This is a genomic window from Gammaproteobacteria bacterium, from assembly GCA_041395725.1.
Taxonomy (GTDB): Bacteria; Pseudomonadota; Gammaproteobacteria; order Pseudomonadales; family Pseudohongiellaceae; genus NORP240.
Map to the genome: position 1 here is coordinate 2,654,173 of JAWKZW010000001.1, position 18,670 is coordinate 2,672,842.

Genomic DNA, 18,670 nt, shown 5'->3' on the forward strand with positions numbered 1-18,670 from the left:
GAAGCGGGTAATGTTGAATTGGTTGGATTGGCCGGATAAAGCGGGCCAGTGGATAAAAAAGCAGTATTCAGTTAACGAAGGGTCGGGGAGAGCGATGTGAAGTCGCCAAACCCCGAAACATAATTTTGCGGGAGCTTCATTAATGAAAAGGATTGTATTGCCTATCGCCATTCTGGCCGGTTCGGCCGCCCTGGCGATATTACTTATCCGGAATCCGACTGAAATAGAAGAGACAGCCTCGGAGATTCAGCCAGTCTCGGTGCGGGTAGTGGAGGCGAGGCAGGGCACAGCCCAGCTTACGGTCCAGTCCCAGGGCAAGGTGCAGGCAGCTCAGCGGGTCAACCTGTCGGCTCCTGTCGCCGGTCCGGTAAGCTGGGTTTCGCCGGCCCTGGAACCGGGAGGCTTTATCGAGGCCGGTGCGCCGCTGCTGCGAATCGACCCAAGTGACTATGAAACCGCCGTTGCCAGAGCGCGGGCCAGCGTCCAGCAGGCAGAGGCGGAACACGCTTTTGCCGAGGATACGCTGCGTCGCACCCATGATCTGGCCGAGCGCAGTCTCGCCAGTCAGGCGCAATTACAGGATGCAGAGCGCTCTCTGTCGGTGGCAATGGCAAGGCTTGCCGATGCCCAGGCGACCCTGGGACAGGCGGAACTGGACCTGAATAGAACGGAACTGACTGCACCATTTACCGCGGTCATTGAAAGCAAGGGTGTGGAGCTGGGGCAGTTCGTCAACCGTGCTCAGGATGTGGCGGTGCTGTACGGCGCCGATATCGTGGAAGTTCGAGTGCCGCTGGCGATCCGCCAGCTGGGTTACCTGGCCATACCGCTGGGGCTGCGGGGCGAATTGGCGGACGCTGTCTCGCCGGAGGTCAGGCTGACGGGAATGTATGGTGGTGAGCAGCACCAGTGGCAGGGTCGTCTGGTGCGAGTCGAAGCCGCGATAGACCAGGACAGTAACTCGGTACAATCGATCATCCGGGTTAATCAGCCGAGCCGCTCCACCACGTCCGGTGAAACTTCCAGCATACCTCTGCCTATCGGCCTGTACGTGCAGGCCGAAATCAGCGGGCGCGAGGTGGACAATGTGATCACTCTGCCCAGAAACGTGATCCGCAACAATAGCCAGGTGCTGGTCATTGACGGCGAAAACAAGATGTATTTCCGTGAGGTTGAGATACTGCGACTCGAGGAGAATAACGTGTTGATTTCAGCTGGCATAAGCCCGGGCGAGTTGATTTGCATTTCGCCGATACAGGCCGTCTATGACGGGATGGTTGTGCAACCGGTAAGAGAATTGATCTAGGGAACCTCCGATTGATTACCACAATGCTCTGCAGAAGCTGGCGGGGCATTTGCCGGCAGGCTGCTCGAACAGGGGGTGTACCCTGACGATACAAAACGAATTTCATCAACGAGACAACTGTAGTCAGGAGTAGTGGGTTGAGAACTATTATCAGCTGGTTTGTCAAAAACCCGGTCGCCACCAATCTGCTTATGTGGATATTTTTGGCGTCAGGTGTCATCGCTTATCTGAATCTCCACCAGGAGGAGTTTCCCAACGTGGATATGGGTATGATTCAGGTCAGCGTGCCTTATTTGGGCGCAACCCCTGATGAGTCCGAGTCTGCCGTCTGTCTGCGACTGGAAGAAGCCCTGGAAAGCGCTGAAAATATCGAGCGGATGACCAGCACCGCGCGGGAAGGTGGCTGTGACGCAACACTGGAGCTGGCAACCGGTGCCGAGCTGAACCGGGTACTCAACGATGTGAAGGGCAAGGTTGATGCGATCACCACCTTTCCGCTGGAAACCGAGAAGCCTATAGTCCGGGCCTTCAGCGCTACCGGCACGGTGCTTTCTCTGGCGCTCTCAGGTGATGTGAGTGACCTGCTTCTCAAGCGTTATGCCGAAGATATTCGCAATGACATTCTCGATCTGGAAGGCATTTCCACCGTCAACGTTCAATACATCCGGCCTCTGGAAATTTCTGTTGAGGTATCAGAATTCACCCTGCGCCAGTATGGCCTGACTCTCGATCAGATCGCCAGAGCCATTGACCAGGCATCTCTGGACCTGCCGGGTGGCACTATTAGAACTGACACAGGTGAAATTCTGCTGCGTACCAAGGGGCAGGTCTACCAGGGTGAGGAGTACGCCGATATCGTGGTGCGCAGTTTCGCCGACGGCTCCCAGCTGAGGCTTGGTGATATAGCCGATATCAGGGATGGTTTTCAGGAAGGCTATGTGGATGCCCGTATCAATGGCGAGAACGCGGCAATCATAGAAGTTTTGCGGGTCGGGGACGAGGACATCGTCTCTTCCGCCAAGCAGGTCCGCGCCTACTATCAGCAGGAGGTCAACACCCTGCCGCCGAACCTGTCCATGATTGTTATCAATGATGCCGCTATAGCCACCCAGGATCGTATCGGTACCGTGGCCGAGAATGCCTACACCGGCCTGCTGCTGGTGCTCATTATCCTGGCGCTGTTTCTGCGCTTCAAACTGGCCCTGTGGGTAGCCGCGGGTATCCCTATAGCTATAGCCGGCGCCCTGAGTGTGTTCCCCTCCGTCGGGCTGTCGATCAGCTCCCTCACAGTGATGGGCTTTATCCTGGTGCTGGGAATTATAGTGGATGACGCTATCGTGGTCGGGGAGCGCATTCATGCCTGGGAACGCAAGGGTCTGCCTAAGGAAGAAGCCGCCATCGAGGGAACCCTGGAAGTTTCCATTCCGGTGATTTTCGGTGTTCTCACTACCATTGCCGCCTTCCTGCCGATCCTGCTGTTGGAGGGGCCGATGGGCGCCTTTTTCAATGCCATCGGGGCAGTGGTGGTTTTCTGTCTGATAGCCAGCCTGATCGAATCCCAGTTGATCCTGCCCGGACACCTCGCCCATCGTCGCACCGAAGGGTATATGCTGGAAAAAACCCTGGTGGTTGAGTTCTGGCGTCGTATGCAGGGCAGTATCGCCAGCAGTATGGAACGCTTTGCCAAACACACTTATCGGGATGCGCTGGTCAAGGTTCTTGAATACCGCTACGCGACCTGGGCCACGGCAACTGGTGTAATTATTCTCACCCTGGCACTGCTGATGAGCGGGCGGGTGATTTTCCAGTTCATGCCCGGTGTGGAAGGTGACGTAATCTACGGCAGTATCCAGATGCCGGAGGGCGTTGCTGTCGATATTACCGAGGATGCTGCCAGACAATTGGAGCGGGCCGCTATCGAGCTGGCAGCCGAACTGGATGAAGAGCTGGTTGCGCTCAAGGCGTCAGGCATTGCACCGGCTACCACTGAGCGTGTCGTAGACAATGTCCTGACGGTGATAGGGCAGCGCGCGGCGCGGGGCGGACCGCCCACTGATGGCAGCGGTCCTGGCGGCAGTCATATTGCCGAAGTGGTCATGAACCTGACGCCTTTTTTCGATCGCGGAGAAATCAGCTCTGAGCTTATCAGGGACCGCTGGCGGGAAAAAGTGGGCACTATTCCCGACGCCCTTGAGCTTACTTTCGTATCCGACGTTTTCTCCGCCGGGGAAGCGATCAATTTCCGCCTCGAGGGTCGAAACGAGGAAGCGCTGCAGATTGCCGCGACCGAACTGCGAACCGAACTGGCCCGATACCCGGGTATCTACGACATTTCTGATTCATTTCGCGCCGGCAAGCAGGAAGCTGTCATTCAGGTAAACGAAGCGGGTAAAAACCTGGGCCTTACCAACAATGAGGTGGCCACTCAGGTGCGTCAGGCTTTCTACGGGGCCGAAGCCCAGCGAATTCAGCGAGGTTCTGACGATATCAGAGTGATGGTGCGTTACCCGGAGATGGAACGAAAATCACTGGCGAGCCTGGAAGACCTTCTGATCCGCACCGTCTCTGGTGCCGAGGTGCCATTCTCCAGCATAGCGGATTTTTCCCTTGGTAATGGCTACTCCAGTATCAGGCGGGAGGACGGCAAACGGGTGATTACCGTGCGCGCCGATGTTGACCGGTCGGTTGTTGCGCCCGATGAGGTCAGGAACGAGTTGATCAGCAAGTTCCGTGACGATTGGTCCAATAACCTGAATGTGGATATAGTGATGGGCGGCGAAGGCGAGCAGCAGATGCGCTCGATGTCCGAGCTGTTTTCAACTTTCCCACTGGCGTTGATGATTATTTTTGCCTTGCTGGCAATCCCGTTGAAGTCCTACACCCAGCCCATGATTATCATGAGTGTCATCCCGTTTGGTGCCATCGGTGCTATTCTGGGGCATTTCATCATGCGTGCCGACCTGGTGTTCTTTTCAATGCTGGGCATCATTGCACTCAGCGGCGTGGTCGTTAATGCGAGCCTGGTACTGGTCGTTAACATCAATCGGCTGCGTGCCAGGGGGTATGACATCGAACGGGCGGTAACGTCGGCTGGTATCATGCGTTTTCGTCCTATCTTCCTCACCTCGGCCACGACCTTCTGTGGACTGGTGCCGTTGATGATTACCGCTAATCCGGCGACGTTCTTTATCGTGCCAATGGCTATCTCCCTGGCCTGGGGTGTCCTGTTTGCCACCCTGATCACGCTGTTTCTGGTTCCGGCTCTGTATCTCATTCTGCATGATCTGGTGGGTTACGGCGACGAGCTGGAGGAAAGCGAGGATGAGCAAATGCCAGGCGAGCTGATCTACCAGGATTGATAGCAGGCCCGGGTTTGCGGAAGGTTGATCGCCAGGCCAGGATCTCCGGTCTCAATCGGAGGTTCTGGCCCCACTGATGGCGATTCCCGGTGCGGGCTCACTGCCGTTCCGCTACTGCTGGCCCCAGCCACACCGTTCCAGATTCCTCCCTGTTTTGCTATCCCGTTCTGCGGCTGTAACCGGTCCGGCCTCCAACAGCCTGCCTTGCCAGACACTTCCCTTTCCGTACGCATTCCAGAACTCGCTTCCTGCGATTCGAGCGCCTCAGGTCAACCGCCCCAGGGGTAACGCGTTCTAATAGCCTGAGAGTCCCTGGGAAATTCCGCCCGGGGAGGGTGATCAACCAATGGTGATCAGACAATGGAGGTAGCCCATGAAAGGGTTTGCAAGGTTGAGCGAAGTGAAGGGCACGAAAGTATTTCTGGCAGCAGTAGTGGTGGCAGTCAGTCTGCCGGCGTCCGTTATGGCGCAGGATGAGGCGGTTGATCAGCAACAGGCAGAGCGCCAGGCAAGAAGGCTGGAGATGCGCGAGGAACGCCGCCAGCGTGTGGAGCAGCGGCGGGAGGAATTTGCTGATCTGAGCGAGGAGGAGATTGCCGAGCGAAGGGAAGTGACCCGGGAGCGCACCGCCGAACGTCGGGCGCTAATAGAGCAGCGGCGCGAGGAATTTGCCAACCTGTCAGACGAAGAGCGCGAAGTCGCGCGCGAACAGCGCCGGGAAATGCAGGCGCAAAGGCAGGCGATTCAAGCGCAGCGCCGGCAGGAGTTCGAGGCGATGACGCCCGAGGAGAAAGAGGCGCGCCGCTCGGAACTGCAGGCGCGCCGCTCGGAGCTTCAGCAACGCCTGGGTGACCTCGATCCGGAACAGCGTCAGGCCATCCGCGAGCGGCGCGATGGTCGACCCACGCGGCCTCGCGGCGGATCACGTTAAGGAACCTCTTCTGCAGCCCGTGATGCGGCGATCGCCGCTCCGGGCGCAACATTGTATCCGGCCAGGCCTGTAGCAGAGCCTGGCTGACCGATACAGGCCCTAAGGAGCGACCTGACCCTGCTCCAGGGTCCAGTCGATGAGTTCGTCAGCCAGCTGATTGGCCGCAGCACCCATGGCGCTGACGGCTTCCTCCACACCCAGGGATGCCATGCCGTGGCGGGCTTCGAACCGTTTACTGGCGATAATGCTGCGATCCATCGGGTTTATCAGAAGCGCATCGTACCGAATGACCGCTGCGGGTCGATCGTCGGTATGCTCGACCTGAAAAGCGCGCAGTATGCCCCCCAGTTCGAGGCTGGACTGCAGGCCCTCGCTGGCTGCGCTCAGGCCGCTTACGCGGCCATCACGCCAGTAGGCATCCAACAGCCAGTCACGCCACAGCAGCGCAGTGGGTGCCGCCAGACGCATGCCTGGGAACGCCTGAAAGCGGTTGCCGGCTGTCATTATCAACAGACGATTACCACTCAGCGCTTCGCTGGTTATCGGGCTGTCGATACGCATGGCTGGCAGACGTGGCCCCCTCGTTGCCGCTTGTTGTTGTGAGGGTGGTAACTGATACAGGTCGACCGGTTCCTGAACAGGCAGAACGTTACAGCCAAGCAGGAATGCCGCGGCCATCAATACTGGCAGTCTGATCATGGTCGAAATTCCCTGACATTATCGTTACCCAGGACAAAATTGGCCGGGTCGTCGGCAAGCCGTCGGGTCATGTTGTCTATGTTGCTTAAGATACTGCGCAGATCCCGCATCGCCGGGCCAAGTTCTGCAAAGCCCTGCAGTCCCGATGACACGGCCGGCGAGCTTTCCGCCAGCAGATTGTTCAATTGCTGACTGGTATTCTGCAGATCCGTCACGGCAGCCAGCACGCCTTCAAGCACCGGTTCGTCAAAGCGCCTCAGTTGCTGATCTGCCCGGGCTAACAGGCTGTTCAGCGCGTTGCTGCTTTGGGCGAACCCCTCGAGTCCGTCCCGCAGCGCCTGCTGTTCGGCTGCAAGGCTTGCGGTAACCACTTCGACATTGTCGAGCACACGGGAGACCCGTGTGGCATTTTCGTCAGAAAACAGCTGATTGGCGCGATCGAGGAGTGTTGAGGCACTGACCAGCAATTCTTCGCTGGTGAGGCGCAGTTGCGAAAGAGAGGAGGGCGTGGCTTCGATAACCGGAATACCTTCGCTGGCGGTCAGGCGTGGACTCTCGGGCAGTCCCTCGCTGAGATCAATAGCGGACGCCCCCGTGATATTCAACAGGGTGCGCCGTGCAACGGTGTCCACCTTGACCGGAGCTGCCGCGGAGACCTGAATTCTGGCCCGCACAATGCGTGGATCGAGAGGGTCTAGAGTCAGCTGTTGGACTTCGCCGACGCGAATACCGCTGTACTGGACCGGGCTGCCGACAGCTAAGCCGGACACCGCCTCGCGGAACAGTACGTCGTAGGTGTAGACGTCGGTATCAGATCGGGCCCCCGACATCCATAGAGAGAACAGCAGGGCGGCGGCACTTGCCAGGATGGTGAACAGGCCGACCAGAATGTAATGCGCGCGTGTTTCCATAAGGTCTCTATCGATTAAAAAGTCTCGGCTGACTCAGGTCTGGTTGGCTCAGGATGGCTGTCAGTCAGGGGCGGTCAGGTCGAGATCCCCGGCGTGGGCGGCTGCCCGGCCTCGCGGGCCATGGAAGTATTCTTTAATCCAGTCATCTTCAACATCGGCCACCACGGCAATCGTGTCTGCCACCAGTACTTTCTTCTGTGACAACACGGCTACGCGATCACAGGCGGTGTATAGGGTATCAAGATCATGGGTAATCAGAAACACGGTCAACTGAAACGCGTCCCGCAGCGTCATCAGCAGTTTGTCGAAGGCGGCAGCGCCGATCGGATCGAGGCCGGCGGTCGGTTCATCGAGAAACAGTATCTCCGGATCAAGCGCCAGCGCCCTGGCCAGTGCCGCGCGCTTGATCATGCCGCCAGACAGGTCGGCGGGGTAGAGCTCTGCGGCATGGGCTGGTAATCCCGTCAAGGCCAGTTTCATGCGGGCAATCCGGTTGGCGTGTGGTCGGCTGAGGTCGGCAAGCTCTATGAGCGGCAGGGCGACATTCTCCAGCACCGACAAGGAGGAGAACAATGCCCCCCGTTGAAAGAGTACGCCGATGTTGCGCTCGATCCCTGCCTCCCGGCCGAGAATTTCTACCTCCCCGGCATCAGGTTTGCGCAGTCCTGCTATTGAGCGCAGCATCACCGATTTGCCGCTGCCGGAGCCCCCGACCACCCCAAGAATCTCGCCGCGATACACGTCCAGGTCCAGATTCTCATGGACCACATTGCTGCCGAACCGGTTGCAGAGCCCCCGCACCCGGATCACGGTATCTCGCGACAGGGAGCTGGTCACCAGTTCATTTCCATAAAGTACATGGCGGCCAGTGCGTCGAGAAAGATAACCGCAAAGATGGATTGCACGACACTGCTTGTCGTGTGCTCTCCAACCGATTGGGCGCTGCCTTCTACCTTGAAACCTTCCAGGCAGCCGATCAGCGCGATGACGATGGCAAAGAAGGGAGCCTTGGCAAGGCCCAGCAGTAGATGCCGCAGGGGGATTTCCTGGATAATACCGATGTAGCGGGCCAGGGAAATATCGAGAGTCGTCGTGGCCACTGCCGCACCGCCTGCCATGCCGGCAATAATAGCCAGGAATGTGAGTAAGGGCAGAACCAGCAGCAATGCCAGCAATCGAGGCAGGATCAGGAGCTCCATCGGGTCCAGTTGCTGGACCTTCAGCGCATCCAGTTCCTCGTTTATTTTCATCGACCCGATCTGCGCAGTGAACGCACTGGCGGTGCGTCCGGCCAGTAGAATGGCTGCCAGTAACACGCCAAGTTCCCGCATGAAGGCGTAGGCAACCAGATCAACCGTGTAGACGGTGGCGCCAAACTGGCGCAGTACCGTTGCACCAAGAAAAGCCACGACAGCGCCGACCAGAAAATTTAACAACAGCACAATGGGCACGGCGTTCAGACCGGTCTGGTGCATCTGTGCAATAAGTGCCGTCAGGCGCCAGCGGGTGGGAATGAAAAGTAGTTTTATCCCGGTAGCCAGCGCCTGCCCCAGAAATCCAAGAAAGAGTAAAACCTGGCGCCAGCCGCTCAATACCTCCGCGCCGAGACGGGCCAGACCGTCTCCCGGCCGCCAGGCTGGTGATTCAGCGCCAGCCTGTTGCATCTGTAGCGCTGTTGCAACGGCCATCAGCAGGGCCTTGCGCTCGGCTGACAGGCCGATCGCCAGTGGTGTGAGTGTGCCAAGCTTTTCAGCACCCAGCAGATTGACCAGCACGGCAGCACCGGCTGTATCGATAGAAGTCAGATTGCTGGCATCCAGCGACGAGACTGGTGCCTGCAGGGGGTAGGCCGCGGCTGCTAGCAATTCGTAGTTCGGCAGTGTCCAGTCCCCGTGCAGGATGAGGCAGGTTGCGGGTTCAGTTTCTAAGGTGAAAGACGCGCTCATCGACGGGCCCGTGAAAGACATCGCAAACAGTGAGCCAGGAGTGTAACACCACAGCTGTGTTCAGACGTAAACAGAATCGCCGGGTCAAAACAGCCATACCAGGTTTGGGGCTGACGGAATCTGTAAGAGATGGCAGTGCTTCCGAGGGTGGTTTCAAGACCGCGCGTTGTGCTCCCGCCCTTAATAACCAACTTAAATACTAGGAATTAATATCAGTCAGGTAGCGTCTGTCGCTTGAGAGGTTTTCTGGTGGGGGGTGCCGTAACGTGCTCTTATAATGAAGCATGTGGGAATGTTTGAGATCCGCTGAGGGCTGTCTGTGGCCTGGCTGGGAGAAATTAGTGATAGAAAACAAGTATCACGAAAACTATAAAAATCGATATCACCTATCGTTAAAAGTCACTAGACTCGTTCGCACTGTTAACTGAATCGATCTATCAATGCAAGATTAACCAAGGTGAAGTAATTATGGAAAAGGTGATATCCGGTATTCTGAAGTTCAAGTCCACTCCCTACCAGGAGCGCAAGCAGTTGTTCGATGAGCTGGCGAACGGGCAGAGCCCCGACGTGTTGTTTATCACTTGTGCTGATTCGCGAATTGATCCCAACCTGGTCACCCAGACTGAGCCTGGTGATCTGTTCATTATCCGCAACGCAGGCAACATCGTTCCTACACACACCAAGCAGGCCGGAGGTGTTACAGCGTCGATAGAATTTGCCGTAGCGGCTTTGGGGGTCAAACACGTCGTCGTGTGTGGCCACAGTGATTGCGGTGCAATGAAAGGTGCTATCAATCCCTCTGCGCTCACTGACCTGCCTCACGTTCAGGACTGGTTGGACAATTCCCGCGCTGCCGTTGAAACCGTGAAAGCCAAGTGTGGGCAGGCCACAGTCAATGAGCTGGATCAGATCACCGAAGAGAACGTGCTTTTGCAACTGCAGCACCTTAAAACCCACCCAGCTGTTGCGTCCAGACTGGCTTCAGGTGAAATCGACCTGCACGGTTGGGTCTATGACATCGGCCACGGAACGGTGAAAGCTTTTGATGAAGGTAAAGGTAAATTTGTAGACGTTGCAGAGCGTTACCCGAACGTGGTTTCGGAATCGGATGAGGCCGCCTGAATTTAAAGGCTCAACGGATAGTTGATCCTGGAGTCGCTTCCGCCGGGTGACGCTCTGGCGTGGCGACTCCAGTTAGTCAGTGTTTTTATAGCTAACGGGAATTAGTCCAATGTTTAAGCATATAAAAAGCGATTTACCCGCCAGCGTGGTGGTCTTTTTCGTTGCCCTGCCGCTCTGCTTGGGCATTGCCCTGGCCAGCGGAGCCCCCCTGATATCCGGTCTTATCGCCGGCATCGTCGGGGGTATTATTGTCGGGACTCTGAGCGGGTCTCAGGTCGGCGTCTCCGGACCGGCTGCCGGTCTGGCGGCCATAGTTCTGGTTGCAATCACCAATCTGGGCGGTTTCGAGGTGTTTCTGGTCTCGGTGGTGTTGGCCGGTGTGATTCAGTTGATCCTGGGATTTCTGCGGGCCGGGATCATCGGCTACTATTTTCCGTCTTCGGTGATCAAGGGCATGCTGACGGGTATCGGGATTATCATTATCCTCAAGCAGATACCGCACTTCTTCGGGTATGACATTGACCCGGAAGGCGACTTTGCCTTCCAGCAGATTGATGGTGAAAACACCTTCAGCGCCATTCTGAGCACACTCGATAACATCAGCCCCGGTGCCACACTTGTGGCGTTTATGGCGATGGGAATACTGCTGCTGTGGGAAATGGTTTTGACCAAACGGGGGAAAATCTTTCAGCTTGTCCAGGGCCCCCTTGTGGCGGTGGTAATCGGTATTTTCTTTTACTTGCTGACTCGCGGCAGCGGGACCCTGGGTATTTCGCCAGAGCACCTGGTGAACGTCCCGGTCGCAAACGGAGTCACCTCCTTTTTCGGTCAGTTGACCCTGCCTGATTTCTCGGCGATTACTAATCCGCAGGTCTGGGTTATAGCGATCACTATAGCGATCGTGGCCAGCCTCGAAACCCTGCTTTGCGTGGAGGCCACCGACAAGATGGACTCGCAGAAGCGTGTCACCCCCACCAACCGTGAGTTGCTCGCCCAGGGTGCCGGTAACATGGTATCCGGCCTGATAGGCGGATTACCTGTAACCCAGGTGATCGTCAGAAGCTCCGCCAATATTCAATCCGGGGCCAGTACGAAGACTTCGGCGATACTGCACGGTTTCTTCTTACTTATTTTCGTCATGCTGGCGCCGGGCCTGCTGAATCTCATCCCGCTGTCAGTGCTGGCGGCCATTCTGTTCGTTGTCGGCTACAAGCTGGCTAAGCCTCAGCTGTTCAAACAGATGTACAGCCTTGGCTGGACGCAGTTCGTGCCTTTTACTGTGACGGTTCTCGGAATCGTCTTTACGGATCTGCTGGTCGGGATTGCCCTGGGTCTGATGGTAAGCGTGGTGGTGATTCTGTTCAACAGCTACCGGAATTCTCACTTCCTCCACAAGGAGGTCGTTGAGGGGTCAAACGTAGTCAAGATGAGGCTCGCAGAAGAAGTGACGTTCTTCAACAAGGCGGCAATTCTCAAGGAGTTGGATAGATTGCCGGAGGGATGCTATCTGGTCCTGGATGTATCGAATACTCGATTTCTTGACAACGACGTGATCGAGATTCTCGATGATTTCTCTGAGAAGGCGAAGCTGAGAAACATTAATGTCAAGCTGGTTTCGGAAGATCGTTCCGTGGAGAATCCAGCGAACTACATGGATTTCTTCAAGCTGTCCTGGTAATAAACCCGGTGCTGTCGTCAATGGGATGACAGCACCGGATTCCCGCAGCCGGTCACCAGCCCTCTTCTGCAATGAGGGCTGCGCGACGGGTAACTTCTGTACTGCCAAAACCCTTAGTGTGTGCTGTCGACATGCCTTCAGAGAAGTGTGGGCATAGCGGGGTGTCACTTGAAAGTCCGGTCAATAGTGGAGGTTCCTTCCCCATGCGATTACTGGTAGTAGTCACTCGCCATACCGATGTGAAGGCTGTAATGGAATATGTCGCCAGGCGTTACGCCCGGGGGGAGGTTGAAGTCGAGCTGCTGATAATTCTGCAGGAAGCTGATCGGGCGGCGAAGGACAGCGCGGCCGTGGTAAACCGGACATTGGCAGAGCTCACTGAACTGCTGCGTAAAATCTGGAGCGTTCGGTCGCTGAATACCCGTCTGGTGACAGGTCGACCCGGGGAGCAGATCGCTCGTGTAAGCCAGGACTGCCAGGCCAGTATGGTTTTGCTGGCAGTCCCGCATCGCAGCCGTCTGATACAGAGCTTTTTCCTGCACCGTGTTGCCAGACGTTTGTTCAATAATTATGGCTGCTCGGTGGAATTTATCCGGCCTAAGGACAGCATGCAGGCCGATCCCTGGCGGGTAACGGTGCCGGTTCCGATCGACAAAGTGGATAATTTCCCTCTCGAACAACTGCAACAGGCTGGCTGCCCGGAGGGTAGCAGAATCACCCTGTTAGGGTTGCTGCCGCCGCTGATTGACAAGTCCAGCATCGAGGTTAATGAGGGGGCTATTCTGCTGGCGGAGCACAGGATGAGCGGTCGTCTCGCGAAGGCGCAAGCGCAGCTCGAGACACTTGCTGCCCGGGCCAGGGAGCAGTCAGGGGAGCGATTTCACATTGATTCTAAAGTGACGGCACAGTCATTGAGAGACGCTGTCGCAGCGGAGGCTTCCGGTCCCGACCTGATGCTGATTTCCAGTGATCCTGGTCGAGCGTCGGGTCTGAAACGATCCAGCGCCGCTTTCCTCCCGGCCTTTCCCTCATTTTCCGCGTCACCCGTATTGTCGGTGGACTGTTCGGTCCTGCTTATGGGGCCTGCCCGGCGGGCAGTTGAGCCGCGTCAGGGATTTGGCGCGGCAGCCCAGGGCTGAGCCGGCAGAATATTCCTGGTGGTGTGGTATCTATCGACTCGGCTGCTCTGCACCGACATGGCACGGATTAAGTGCATGCCCGGGTCGAATGCTTCAATCTGGGACTGGTCAGGCAGGTTATAAGCAGTCGATGCCGCCCGCAAGCGCCAGATTGCGGCGTTTCGTAAGTTGGCACGGTAACTGCATTATTCTGAGTCGAATGCACGCGAATCTGGTGTTAAACCCGGGGTACCTCTCTCCCCCATCCCAGGCTCTTACACCACGCAAGGGATTCCTTGTGCATCAGGGTGACTCAGCCCACGCAGCCTTCGGGCTTGCGTGGGCTTTTTTTTGCGCCTATTCGTCGATGGGATAGAGTCGGGTGATATCCCTTATCCGGCATACTTCGGGCCGTCGATCGATGCCGCGGACGATGATGTTGTCGAAGCGGTCGAGTCCGAAATCCGGAGTACTGAACCCCACGTAGAAGGCGCCGGTCAGCCCCTGGCAGGGGGTGGTCAGCTCCACCAGGTAGCGGTCGTTGACGCCGGCGGTAATGATAAGGTAGTACTCGTCGATGGAGGTCCAGCCGTTTACCCGGTAGCGGGGGATGCGGGAGTTGGCTTCACCCATTTCCAGCCCCATATCAAGCAATCGCTGGGAGATATCAGGCTTCTCGTAATCGCCGGCACAAGCGGTCAGGCCGGAGATCAGAGCTATTCCTGCAAGAAAAGTTGTCAGTTTCATGCCTTATTTCCTCCTGTCATGTGATGGACAGTGACAGCCACCAGTCTAACGGCACACATCTGTGTGGCAAGTCAGAGATTGCTCGGAATTCTGTTGTCACGGCCAGGCACTTACACGTTATATCGGCAGCGCACCGGTTACCAGCAAATCCAGGGCAGGTCTGGTCCCTGTCCTGCCGTCTTACTGTGTCGGGCTTCGCACAAGCGGGCCGTTGAAATTTCCCCAACCGCTCCTATGTAGAGTCAGGGGAGCCATGAATTACGCGCTGAGACGCTGAACAGCCTCCGGCAGAGGTTCGCGTCATGTTATCAAAGGTTCCTGACAGGGCAGGCGGGTCGATCCAGTTCAACCGCGCCTGTGGTTTGGTAATTAATCAGAGGTTCCTTAACCGTTACAGGAGGCTTTTATGAATCAACTGACCAAGCTTGTTGTCTGGGGCCTGGTGGTCTTGTTCTCTCATACCGCGGGCGCCCAGGACGGGCTGGAGAGCCTGCGCGAGAGCAGTCGCGCGTTCGCTTCGGTGGCGCAGCAGGTCTCTCCCTCCGTGGTGTTCATTCGGACGGAACGCGCCGTTGAGACAGCCCAGAGGTCCTTTAATACACCTTTCGGCGACGATTTTTTTGACCGTTTTTTCGGTCAGCCCTTTCCCGGAACTCCCCAGCAACCGCCTTCCCAGCGTCGCGCGGAGGGCGCGGGTTCCGGGTTTGTTTTCAGTGTGGACACCGGTGTGCTTAACGACAAGGCCTACATCCTTACCAACAACCACGTGGTGGAGGGGGCGGATTCCATCGTCGTCACGTTTAATGACGGCAGGGAGTTTGATGCGCAAATCACCGGCACCGACCCGCAGTCGGATGTTGCGGTCATTGAAATTCAGGGAGCTGATTTTCCAGCCCTGAAGCTGGGGGATTCGGCGGATCTCGAGGTGGGAGAATGGGTGGTTGCAATCGGTAATCCATTCGGGCTGAGTCACAGTCTGACGGTCGGTGTGGTCAGCGCGCTGGGGAGGACAAGTCTGGGAATCAGCGACTACGAGGATTTCATTCAGACGGACGCGGCTATCAATCCTGGTAATTCCGGCGGGCCATTGGTTAATCTGGATGGTGAAGTTATCGGTATCAACACGGCCATAGTCAGCCGCAGTGGTGGCTACCAGGGTATCGGATTTGCCATACCCAGTAATCTGGCGAGTCTTATCGCCGACCAGCTTATGCAGTCAGGCGAAGTGTCCCGCGGTTACCTTGGTATAACCATTCAGGATCTCAACGCGGATCTGGCCCGGTCCTTCGACCTTGACTCGACACAGGGTATCCTCGTTGCCCAGGTCTCGCCTGACTCGCCGGCTGCCGCCGGCGGTTTAGAGCAGGGCGATATCATAGTCCAATACCAGGGCGAGGACGTGCTGAGTGTAGGCGCATTTCGTAATCAGGTGTCGCTGACAGCGCCAGGCACCGAGGCCAGGCTGACCGTTATTCGAAATGGCCAGCGTAGAAACCTTAGTGTCACTATCGGCGCATTGGAAGGTGCCCAGGTAGCTTCCCGGGACAGCGTTGAAAGTGCCGATGAGGTCGGTATTACCGTGCAGACGATAACGCCGGAACTGGCCCGCCAGTTCGACATGACAGCCGTTGAGGGTGTGGTGGTCACCCAGGTAGCACCCGGTTCGGTTGCAGAACAGGCGGGTATCCAGGCGGGTATGATTGTGCTGGAGGTTAATCGCAACCGGATAAACAGTGCCGAAGCGTTCAACCGGGCGATCCAGGACAGCGCTGACGAACAGCGCGTGTTACTGTTGATCAGGACCAGTGGCGGTCAGCGCTACGTTGTGCTGGAGTGGTAACACTGAGTAGGCGCAGAGCGTTGTGGTAAGTAATTCGAGGCTCCCTGGCGCTCCCGGCCAAACAGGACCAAACCCCGTGACATCGGCGCTGCACGATGTTGCGGGGGTGTATTTAACTGTCGTCGGAGCGGGATTTCCCAGTCTTCTGGATAGAAGACTTGTCCTGTTGTTCCAGGGAGCCGCCATCTGCCGGCGAGACTTTTGGCCGGGTCATTAATTCTTCCAGTTCCGCGCGGGATACGTAGTCGAGATCCCAGTGGCTGGTGTGGCGATCCTTTACTTCTTCCCGGATTACCCGGGGTTTCTTTCTGTTCTTGTCTGACAAATCGGGTTTCTCCCTGGCCGCCTTATGCGGATATTTGCAACGGTCCGCCGTGACGGACAGGTTAGGGCCCGTTCACACTGATTTGATTGCCGCTGCTGGAGGTCATTTTTACCTCCAGCCAGGCGGAATGAGTGTAGTTCAGTCGTTTCAAATAAGCGAATTCCAACAACGCTGGAGGCATAATTCAGATTAGTGTGAACAGGCCCTGGTGAACCTCGGCTCAGACGGTGGTGGACGCCCGTAATTAACCGGAGGTTACTTTCGCAGAGGCTCCCCAGGCAGTACTGAGAAAGCGGTCAGTTGGATTCCTGTTGTTCGAGCCATTGCAGAGCCTCGATGACCTCCGGCAGGCGGTTGGCATCTCTACTGCCCATGTTTTCCGCCGTTGCGGTAGACAATTCCCACTCGTCAACTTTCCACGATTCAAGTACCAATCGCTTCTCGGGTATTGTCAGCTTCTTCAGTTGCAGGACTTCGCGGGGGTGCTTGAAGTGGCTCGAAGGATCATTAATCATTTCGTCCAGTGTCAGTTTCGACTGTTCCATGGTTTCTGCTCCACAGATCATGAGTGCGCTACCAGCCTAACACAGTTTTGGAGATTCCTTAAATACCAGACCAGGCATTCAAATATACGATTGAGATATACCTGGCGGCTTTTCCCGTGCCAACGAGAAGCAGGAATAACCATAACCTGACCTTTAAAATTCCGGCGATAAATGTCAGGGCATCACCACCTATTGGTAACCAGGCAAGCAGCAGTGACCAGAATCCGTATTTACCATACCATTGCTGCGCCTTTTCCAGCTGTTCTTTCTTGAAATAGAACCAGCGCCGGTCCTGGAAGTGCAGCAGGTAGCGGCCCATAACCCAGTTGACGGCCGCTCCCAGCGTATTTCCCAGGGTCGCCACGACTAACAGGGAAACAGGATCGCCGCCTGCGCGCAGCAGAGCGAACAACACCACTTCGGAGTAGAACGGTAGAATTGTGGCCGCCAGGAAGGCGCTGGTGAAAAGTAGAAAGTACGACCCTATCATCGGGCCTCCCGGACCAGCCATTGAAACAGGGCCAGTTGTGACGGCAGATAGAGCAGGTACTCTGGATGCCATTGTACTCCTATGACCGGCGGTTTGCGCAGATACTCGATGGCCTGGACTATGCCGTCCAGATCCCGCCCGACCGTCATCACACCCTCGCCGTGGTCCTTGATTGCCTGACTGTGCAGGCTGTTGACCCGCAGTTTATGTCGCCCGCAAACTTTTGCCACCAGGCTGTCCGGCTCCAGTTGCACCTGCTTGGTCGGCAGCAGACCCGGTCTGTTATGCGTGAGTAGCCGCAGAGGCCGTATATCCTGATAGAGATTGCCGCCGAGGACGACGTTAATCAACTGGGCGCCGCGGCAGATTCCCAGCATCGGGATGTTTTCCGCCAGAGCCTTTTCTATCCAGTGTATTTCCATTCTGTCCCGTTCCGGGTCAGGTTTAATTTTTTCTGTTATATCATGGCCATAATGTTCCGGGCTGATATCGTCTCCACCACCAATGACAAGCCCCCGAAGACCGGGGTCTTTTGGTGCTTGCCGGACATGAATGCGCTCGGGAACCGCGCCGGCCAGACGCAACGCCAGTGCCGCGCAATACCAGCTGGGTGAAATTCTGCGGCTGTTGCCGGTTACGCCAATCCGGATTCGCTCAACCATTGGTCAATCCTGTTTATCCAGGCGGCCTCTTCAACGCCAAATGCCGGGCGCCAATGAAGCAGGAATTCGTCGCAAAGGCAGGCTAAATCCTCCGGCCGGGCGGCCAGTTCCTCGACGATACACCAGGTGTTCCAGGACTCCGCCAGCGACCAGTCAGACTCGTCAATAAGGCAGTTGGGGAGCCGGTAGTGGAAAGTGGGCCGCGCCTTGATACGCAGATCCTCCACGGTTGCCGTTACGCGCTCTGCATCCAGTTCCGAAAACAGCGGCAGCATGTCCAGCGCGCGATTGCGGGTTGGGTTGTGGTCCAGGTAGTCGTCGATGATCTGAGCCAATGCCGGTTCCCGCGCAGAGATGACCTGTCTGAGGTACCGGTCGGGGTAGAGGTCGACATAGGGCGTGATGCGGCGGGTCAGATTGACCTTGTGCGTCTTTACCAACCACCATTGCAACAGGCAGAAGGCTTTCAGAAAGGCGTCAATAACCTGCGCCGACAGTTCGGGAATCTCTGCATTGACATGTACACCGTAAGCGGCAAGCAGGGAATTGTCGGTGCCCTTGGCGCCCGCTTGTCTCAGTTTGGTAACGAGTTGGTCCAGGCGCCATAATGCGGTGATTTCAATCGGCGGACAGACTACCTCGACGGGCACCAGCAGGCTGGCGGTATCGCTGAGCAGGCTGAGTTCGTAGTGGCGTGCCTGGTGTTGTTGAGCGAGCCTTTTCAAAAAGTCCCAGTCCACTTCAACGCCAAACTCGCCCAGACCCTCAACGGTGATTTTCTGCTCGGCCGCTGTTGCTGTGGAGACTTCGCCATGCAATGCCTGTCGCACGGCAGCGCTTGCCTCGTCCAGTGTCAGGCCGGCGAATTCAAGCTCGAAGCCGACAGTGCGAAGTTTACCGTCGGCATTGTTGATTCGGGGTGGCGTTCTGTACCTGTGTTGGCTGTGGCCCAAAGCCGACTGCTCCTAAACATCGATCGGTTCGTGCGAAC

Annotated in this window: 17 protein-coding genes; 7 read left to right on the forward strand and 10 right to left on the reverse strand. The window is 56.9% G+C overall.

Annotation, left to right across the window (positions count from 1 at the left end):
• Positions 1–142: 142 nt before the first annotated feature.
• The 3 genes from R3F50_11580 to R3F50_11590 all read left to right on the forward strand — a co-directional run bounded on the left by R3F50_11580 (position 143) and on the right by R3F50_11590 (position 5,596).
• Complete coding sequence (locus R3F50_11580; protein MEZ5490944.1) at positions 143–1,306, forward strand: efflux RND transporter periplasmic adaptor subunit; 1,164 nt, start codon at positions 143–145, stop codon at positions 1,304–1,306.
• Between the two features lie 137 nt (positions 1,307–1,443).
• Positions 1,444–4,665 (forward strand): efflux RND transporter permease subunit, encoded by a 3,222-nt coding sequence (locus R3F50_11585; protein ID MEZ5490945.1) that lies wholly within the window; start codon positions 1,444–1,446, stop codon positions 4,663–4,665.
• A 373-nt stretch (positions 4,666–5,038) separates the two neighbouring features.
• On the forward strand, positions 5,039–5,596 hold the full coding sequence (locus R3F50_11590; protein ID MEZ5490946.1) for a hypothetical protein: 558 nt from the start codon (positions 5,039–5,041) through the stop codon (positions 5,594–5,596).
• A gap of 99 nt (positions 5,597–5,695) precedes the next feature.
• Here R3F50_11590 and R3F50_11595 read toward each other — a convergent pair whose 3' ends face one another.
• The 4 genes from R3F50_11595 to R3F50_11610 are packed head-to-tail and all read right to left on the reverse strand — an operon-like array spanning position 5,696 to position 9,152.
• On the reverse strand, positions 5,696–6,295 hold the full coding sequence (locus R3F50_11595) for an ABC-type transport auxiliary lipoprotein family protein (GenBank protein ID MEZ5490947.1): 600 nt from the start codon (positions 6,293–6,295) through the stop codon (positions 5,696–5,698).
• Entirely contained in the window at positions 6,292–7,206 is a 915-nt protein-coding gene (locus R3F50_11600; GenBank protein MEZ5490948.1) for an MlaD family protein, read from the reverse strand. The genes R3F50_11595 and R3F50_11600 overlap by 4 nt, the downstream gene beginning before the upstream one ends.
• 60 nt (positions 7,207–7,266) lie before the next feature.
• Positions 7,267–8,031, reverse strand: coding sequence for an ATP-binding cassette domain-containing protein (locus R3F50_11605; GenBank protein ID MEZ5490949.1), 765 nt, complete (start codon positions 8,029–8,031; stop codon positions 7,267–7,269).
• An 8-nt stretch (positions 8,032–8,039) separates the two neighbouring features.
• On the reverse strand, positions 8,040–9,152 hold the full coding sequence (locus R3F50_11610; GenBank protein ID MEZ5490950.1) for an ABC transporter permease: 1,113 nt from the start codon (positions 9,150–9,152) through the stop codon (positions 8,040–8,042).
• 468 nt (positions 9,153–9,620) lie between these two features.
• On the opposite strand from R3F50_11610, the gene R3F50_11615 reads away from it, so the two are divergent.
• The 3 genes from R3F50_11615 to R3F50_11625 all read left to right on the forward strand — a co-directional run bounded on the left by R3F50_11615 (position 9,621) and on the right by R3F50_11625 (position 13,091).
• Positions 9,621–10,274 (forward strand): carbonic anhydrase, encoded by a 654-nt coding sequence (locus R3F50_11615; GenBank protein ID MEZ5490951.1) that lies wholly within the window; start codon positions 9,621–9,623, stop codon positions 10,272–10,274.
• Between the two features lie 109 nt (positions 10,275–10,383).
• The gene (locus R3F50_11620) at positions 10,384–11,952 is read left to right on the forward strand and encodes a SulP family inorganic anion transporter (GenBank protein ID MEZ5490952.1); all 1,569 of its coding nucleotides are present in this window, start codon (positions 10,384–10,386) and stop codon (positions 11,950–11,952) included.
• A gap of 203 nt (positions 11,953–12,155) precedes the next feature.
• Positions 12,156–13,091: a universal stress protein gene (locus R3F50_11625; protein MEZ5490953.1), complete on the forward strand. Its 936-nt coding sequence runs from the start codon at positions 12,156–12,158 to the stop codon at positions 13,089–13,091.
• Positions 13,092–13,427: 336 nt separating this feature from the next.
• Here R3F50_11625 and R3F50_11630 read toward each other — a convergent pair whose 3' ends face one another.
• A complete protein-coding gene (locus R3F50_11630) occupies positions 13,428–13,817 on the reverse strand; it encodes a DUF6491 family protein (GenBank protein MEZ5490954.1) in 390 nt (129 codons plus the stop codon).
• A gap of 406 nt (positions 13,818–14,223) precedes the next feature.
• Between R3F50_11630 and R3F50_11635 the strand changes: the two genes are divergently transcribed.
• Complete coding sequence (locus R3F50_11635; protein ID MEZ5490955.1) at positions 14,224–15,657, forward strand: DegQ family serine endoprotease; 1,434 nt, start codon at positions 14,224–14,226, stop codon at positions 15,655–15,657.
• Between the two features lie 112 nt (positions 15,658–15,769).
• On the opposite strand, the gene R3F50_11640 is transcribed toward R3F50_11635, so the two are convergent.
• The 5 genes from R3F50_11640 to R3F50_11660 form a co-directional block, all read right to left on the reverse strand.
• Entirely contained in the window at positions 15,770–15,982 is a 213-nt protein-coding gene (locus tag R3F50_11640) for a hypothetical protein (GenBank protein MEZ5490956.1), read from the reverse strand.
• A 296-nt stretch (positions 15,983–16,278) separates the two neighbouring features.
• Positions 16,279–16,527 (reverse strand): hypothetical protein, encoded by a 249-nt coding sequence (locus R3F50_11645; GenBank protein ID MEZ5490957.1) that lies wholly within the window; start codon positions 16,525–16,527, stop codon positions 16,279–16,281.
• A 58-nt stretch (positions 16,528–16,585) separates the two neighbouring features.
• Positions 16,586–17,017: a YqaA family protein gene (locus tag R3F50_11650; protein ID MEZ5490958.1), complete on the reverse strand. Its 432-nt coding sequence runs from the start codon at positions 17,015–17,017 to the stop codon at positions 16,586–16,588.
• Entirely contained in the window at positions 17,014–17,679 is a 666-nt protein-coding gene (locus R3F50_11655) for a gamma-glutamyl-gamma-aminobutyrate hydrolase family protein (protein MEZ5490959.1), read from the reverse strand. Before R3F50_11655 ends, R3F50_11650 begins: the two co-directional genes overlap by 4 nt.
• Complete coding sequence (locus tag R3F50_11660; GenBank protein ID MEZ5490960.1) at positions 17,652–18,632, reverse strand: amidoligase family protein; 981 nt, start codon at positions 18,630–18,632, stop codon at positions 17,652–17,654. Before R3F50_11660 ends, R3F50_11655 begins: the two co-directional genes overlap by 28 nt.
• Positions 18,633–18,670: the final 38 nt, after the last annotated feature.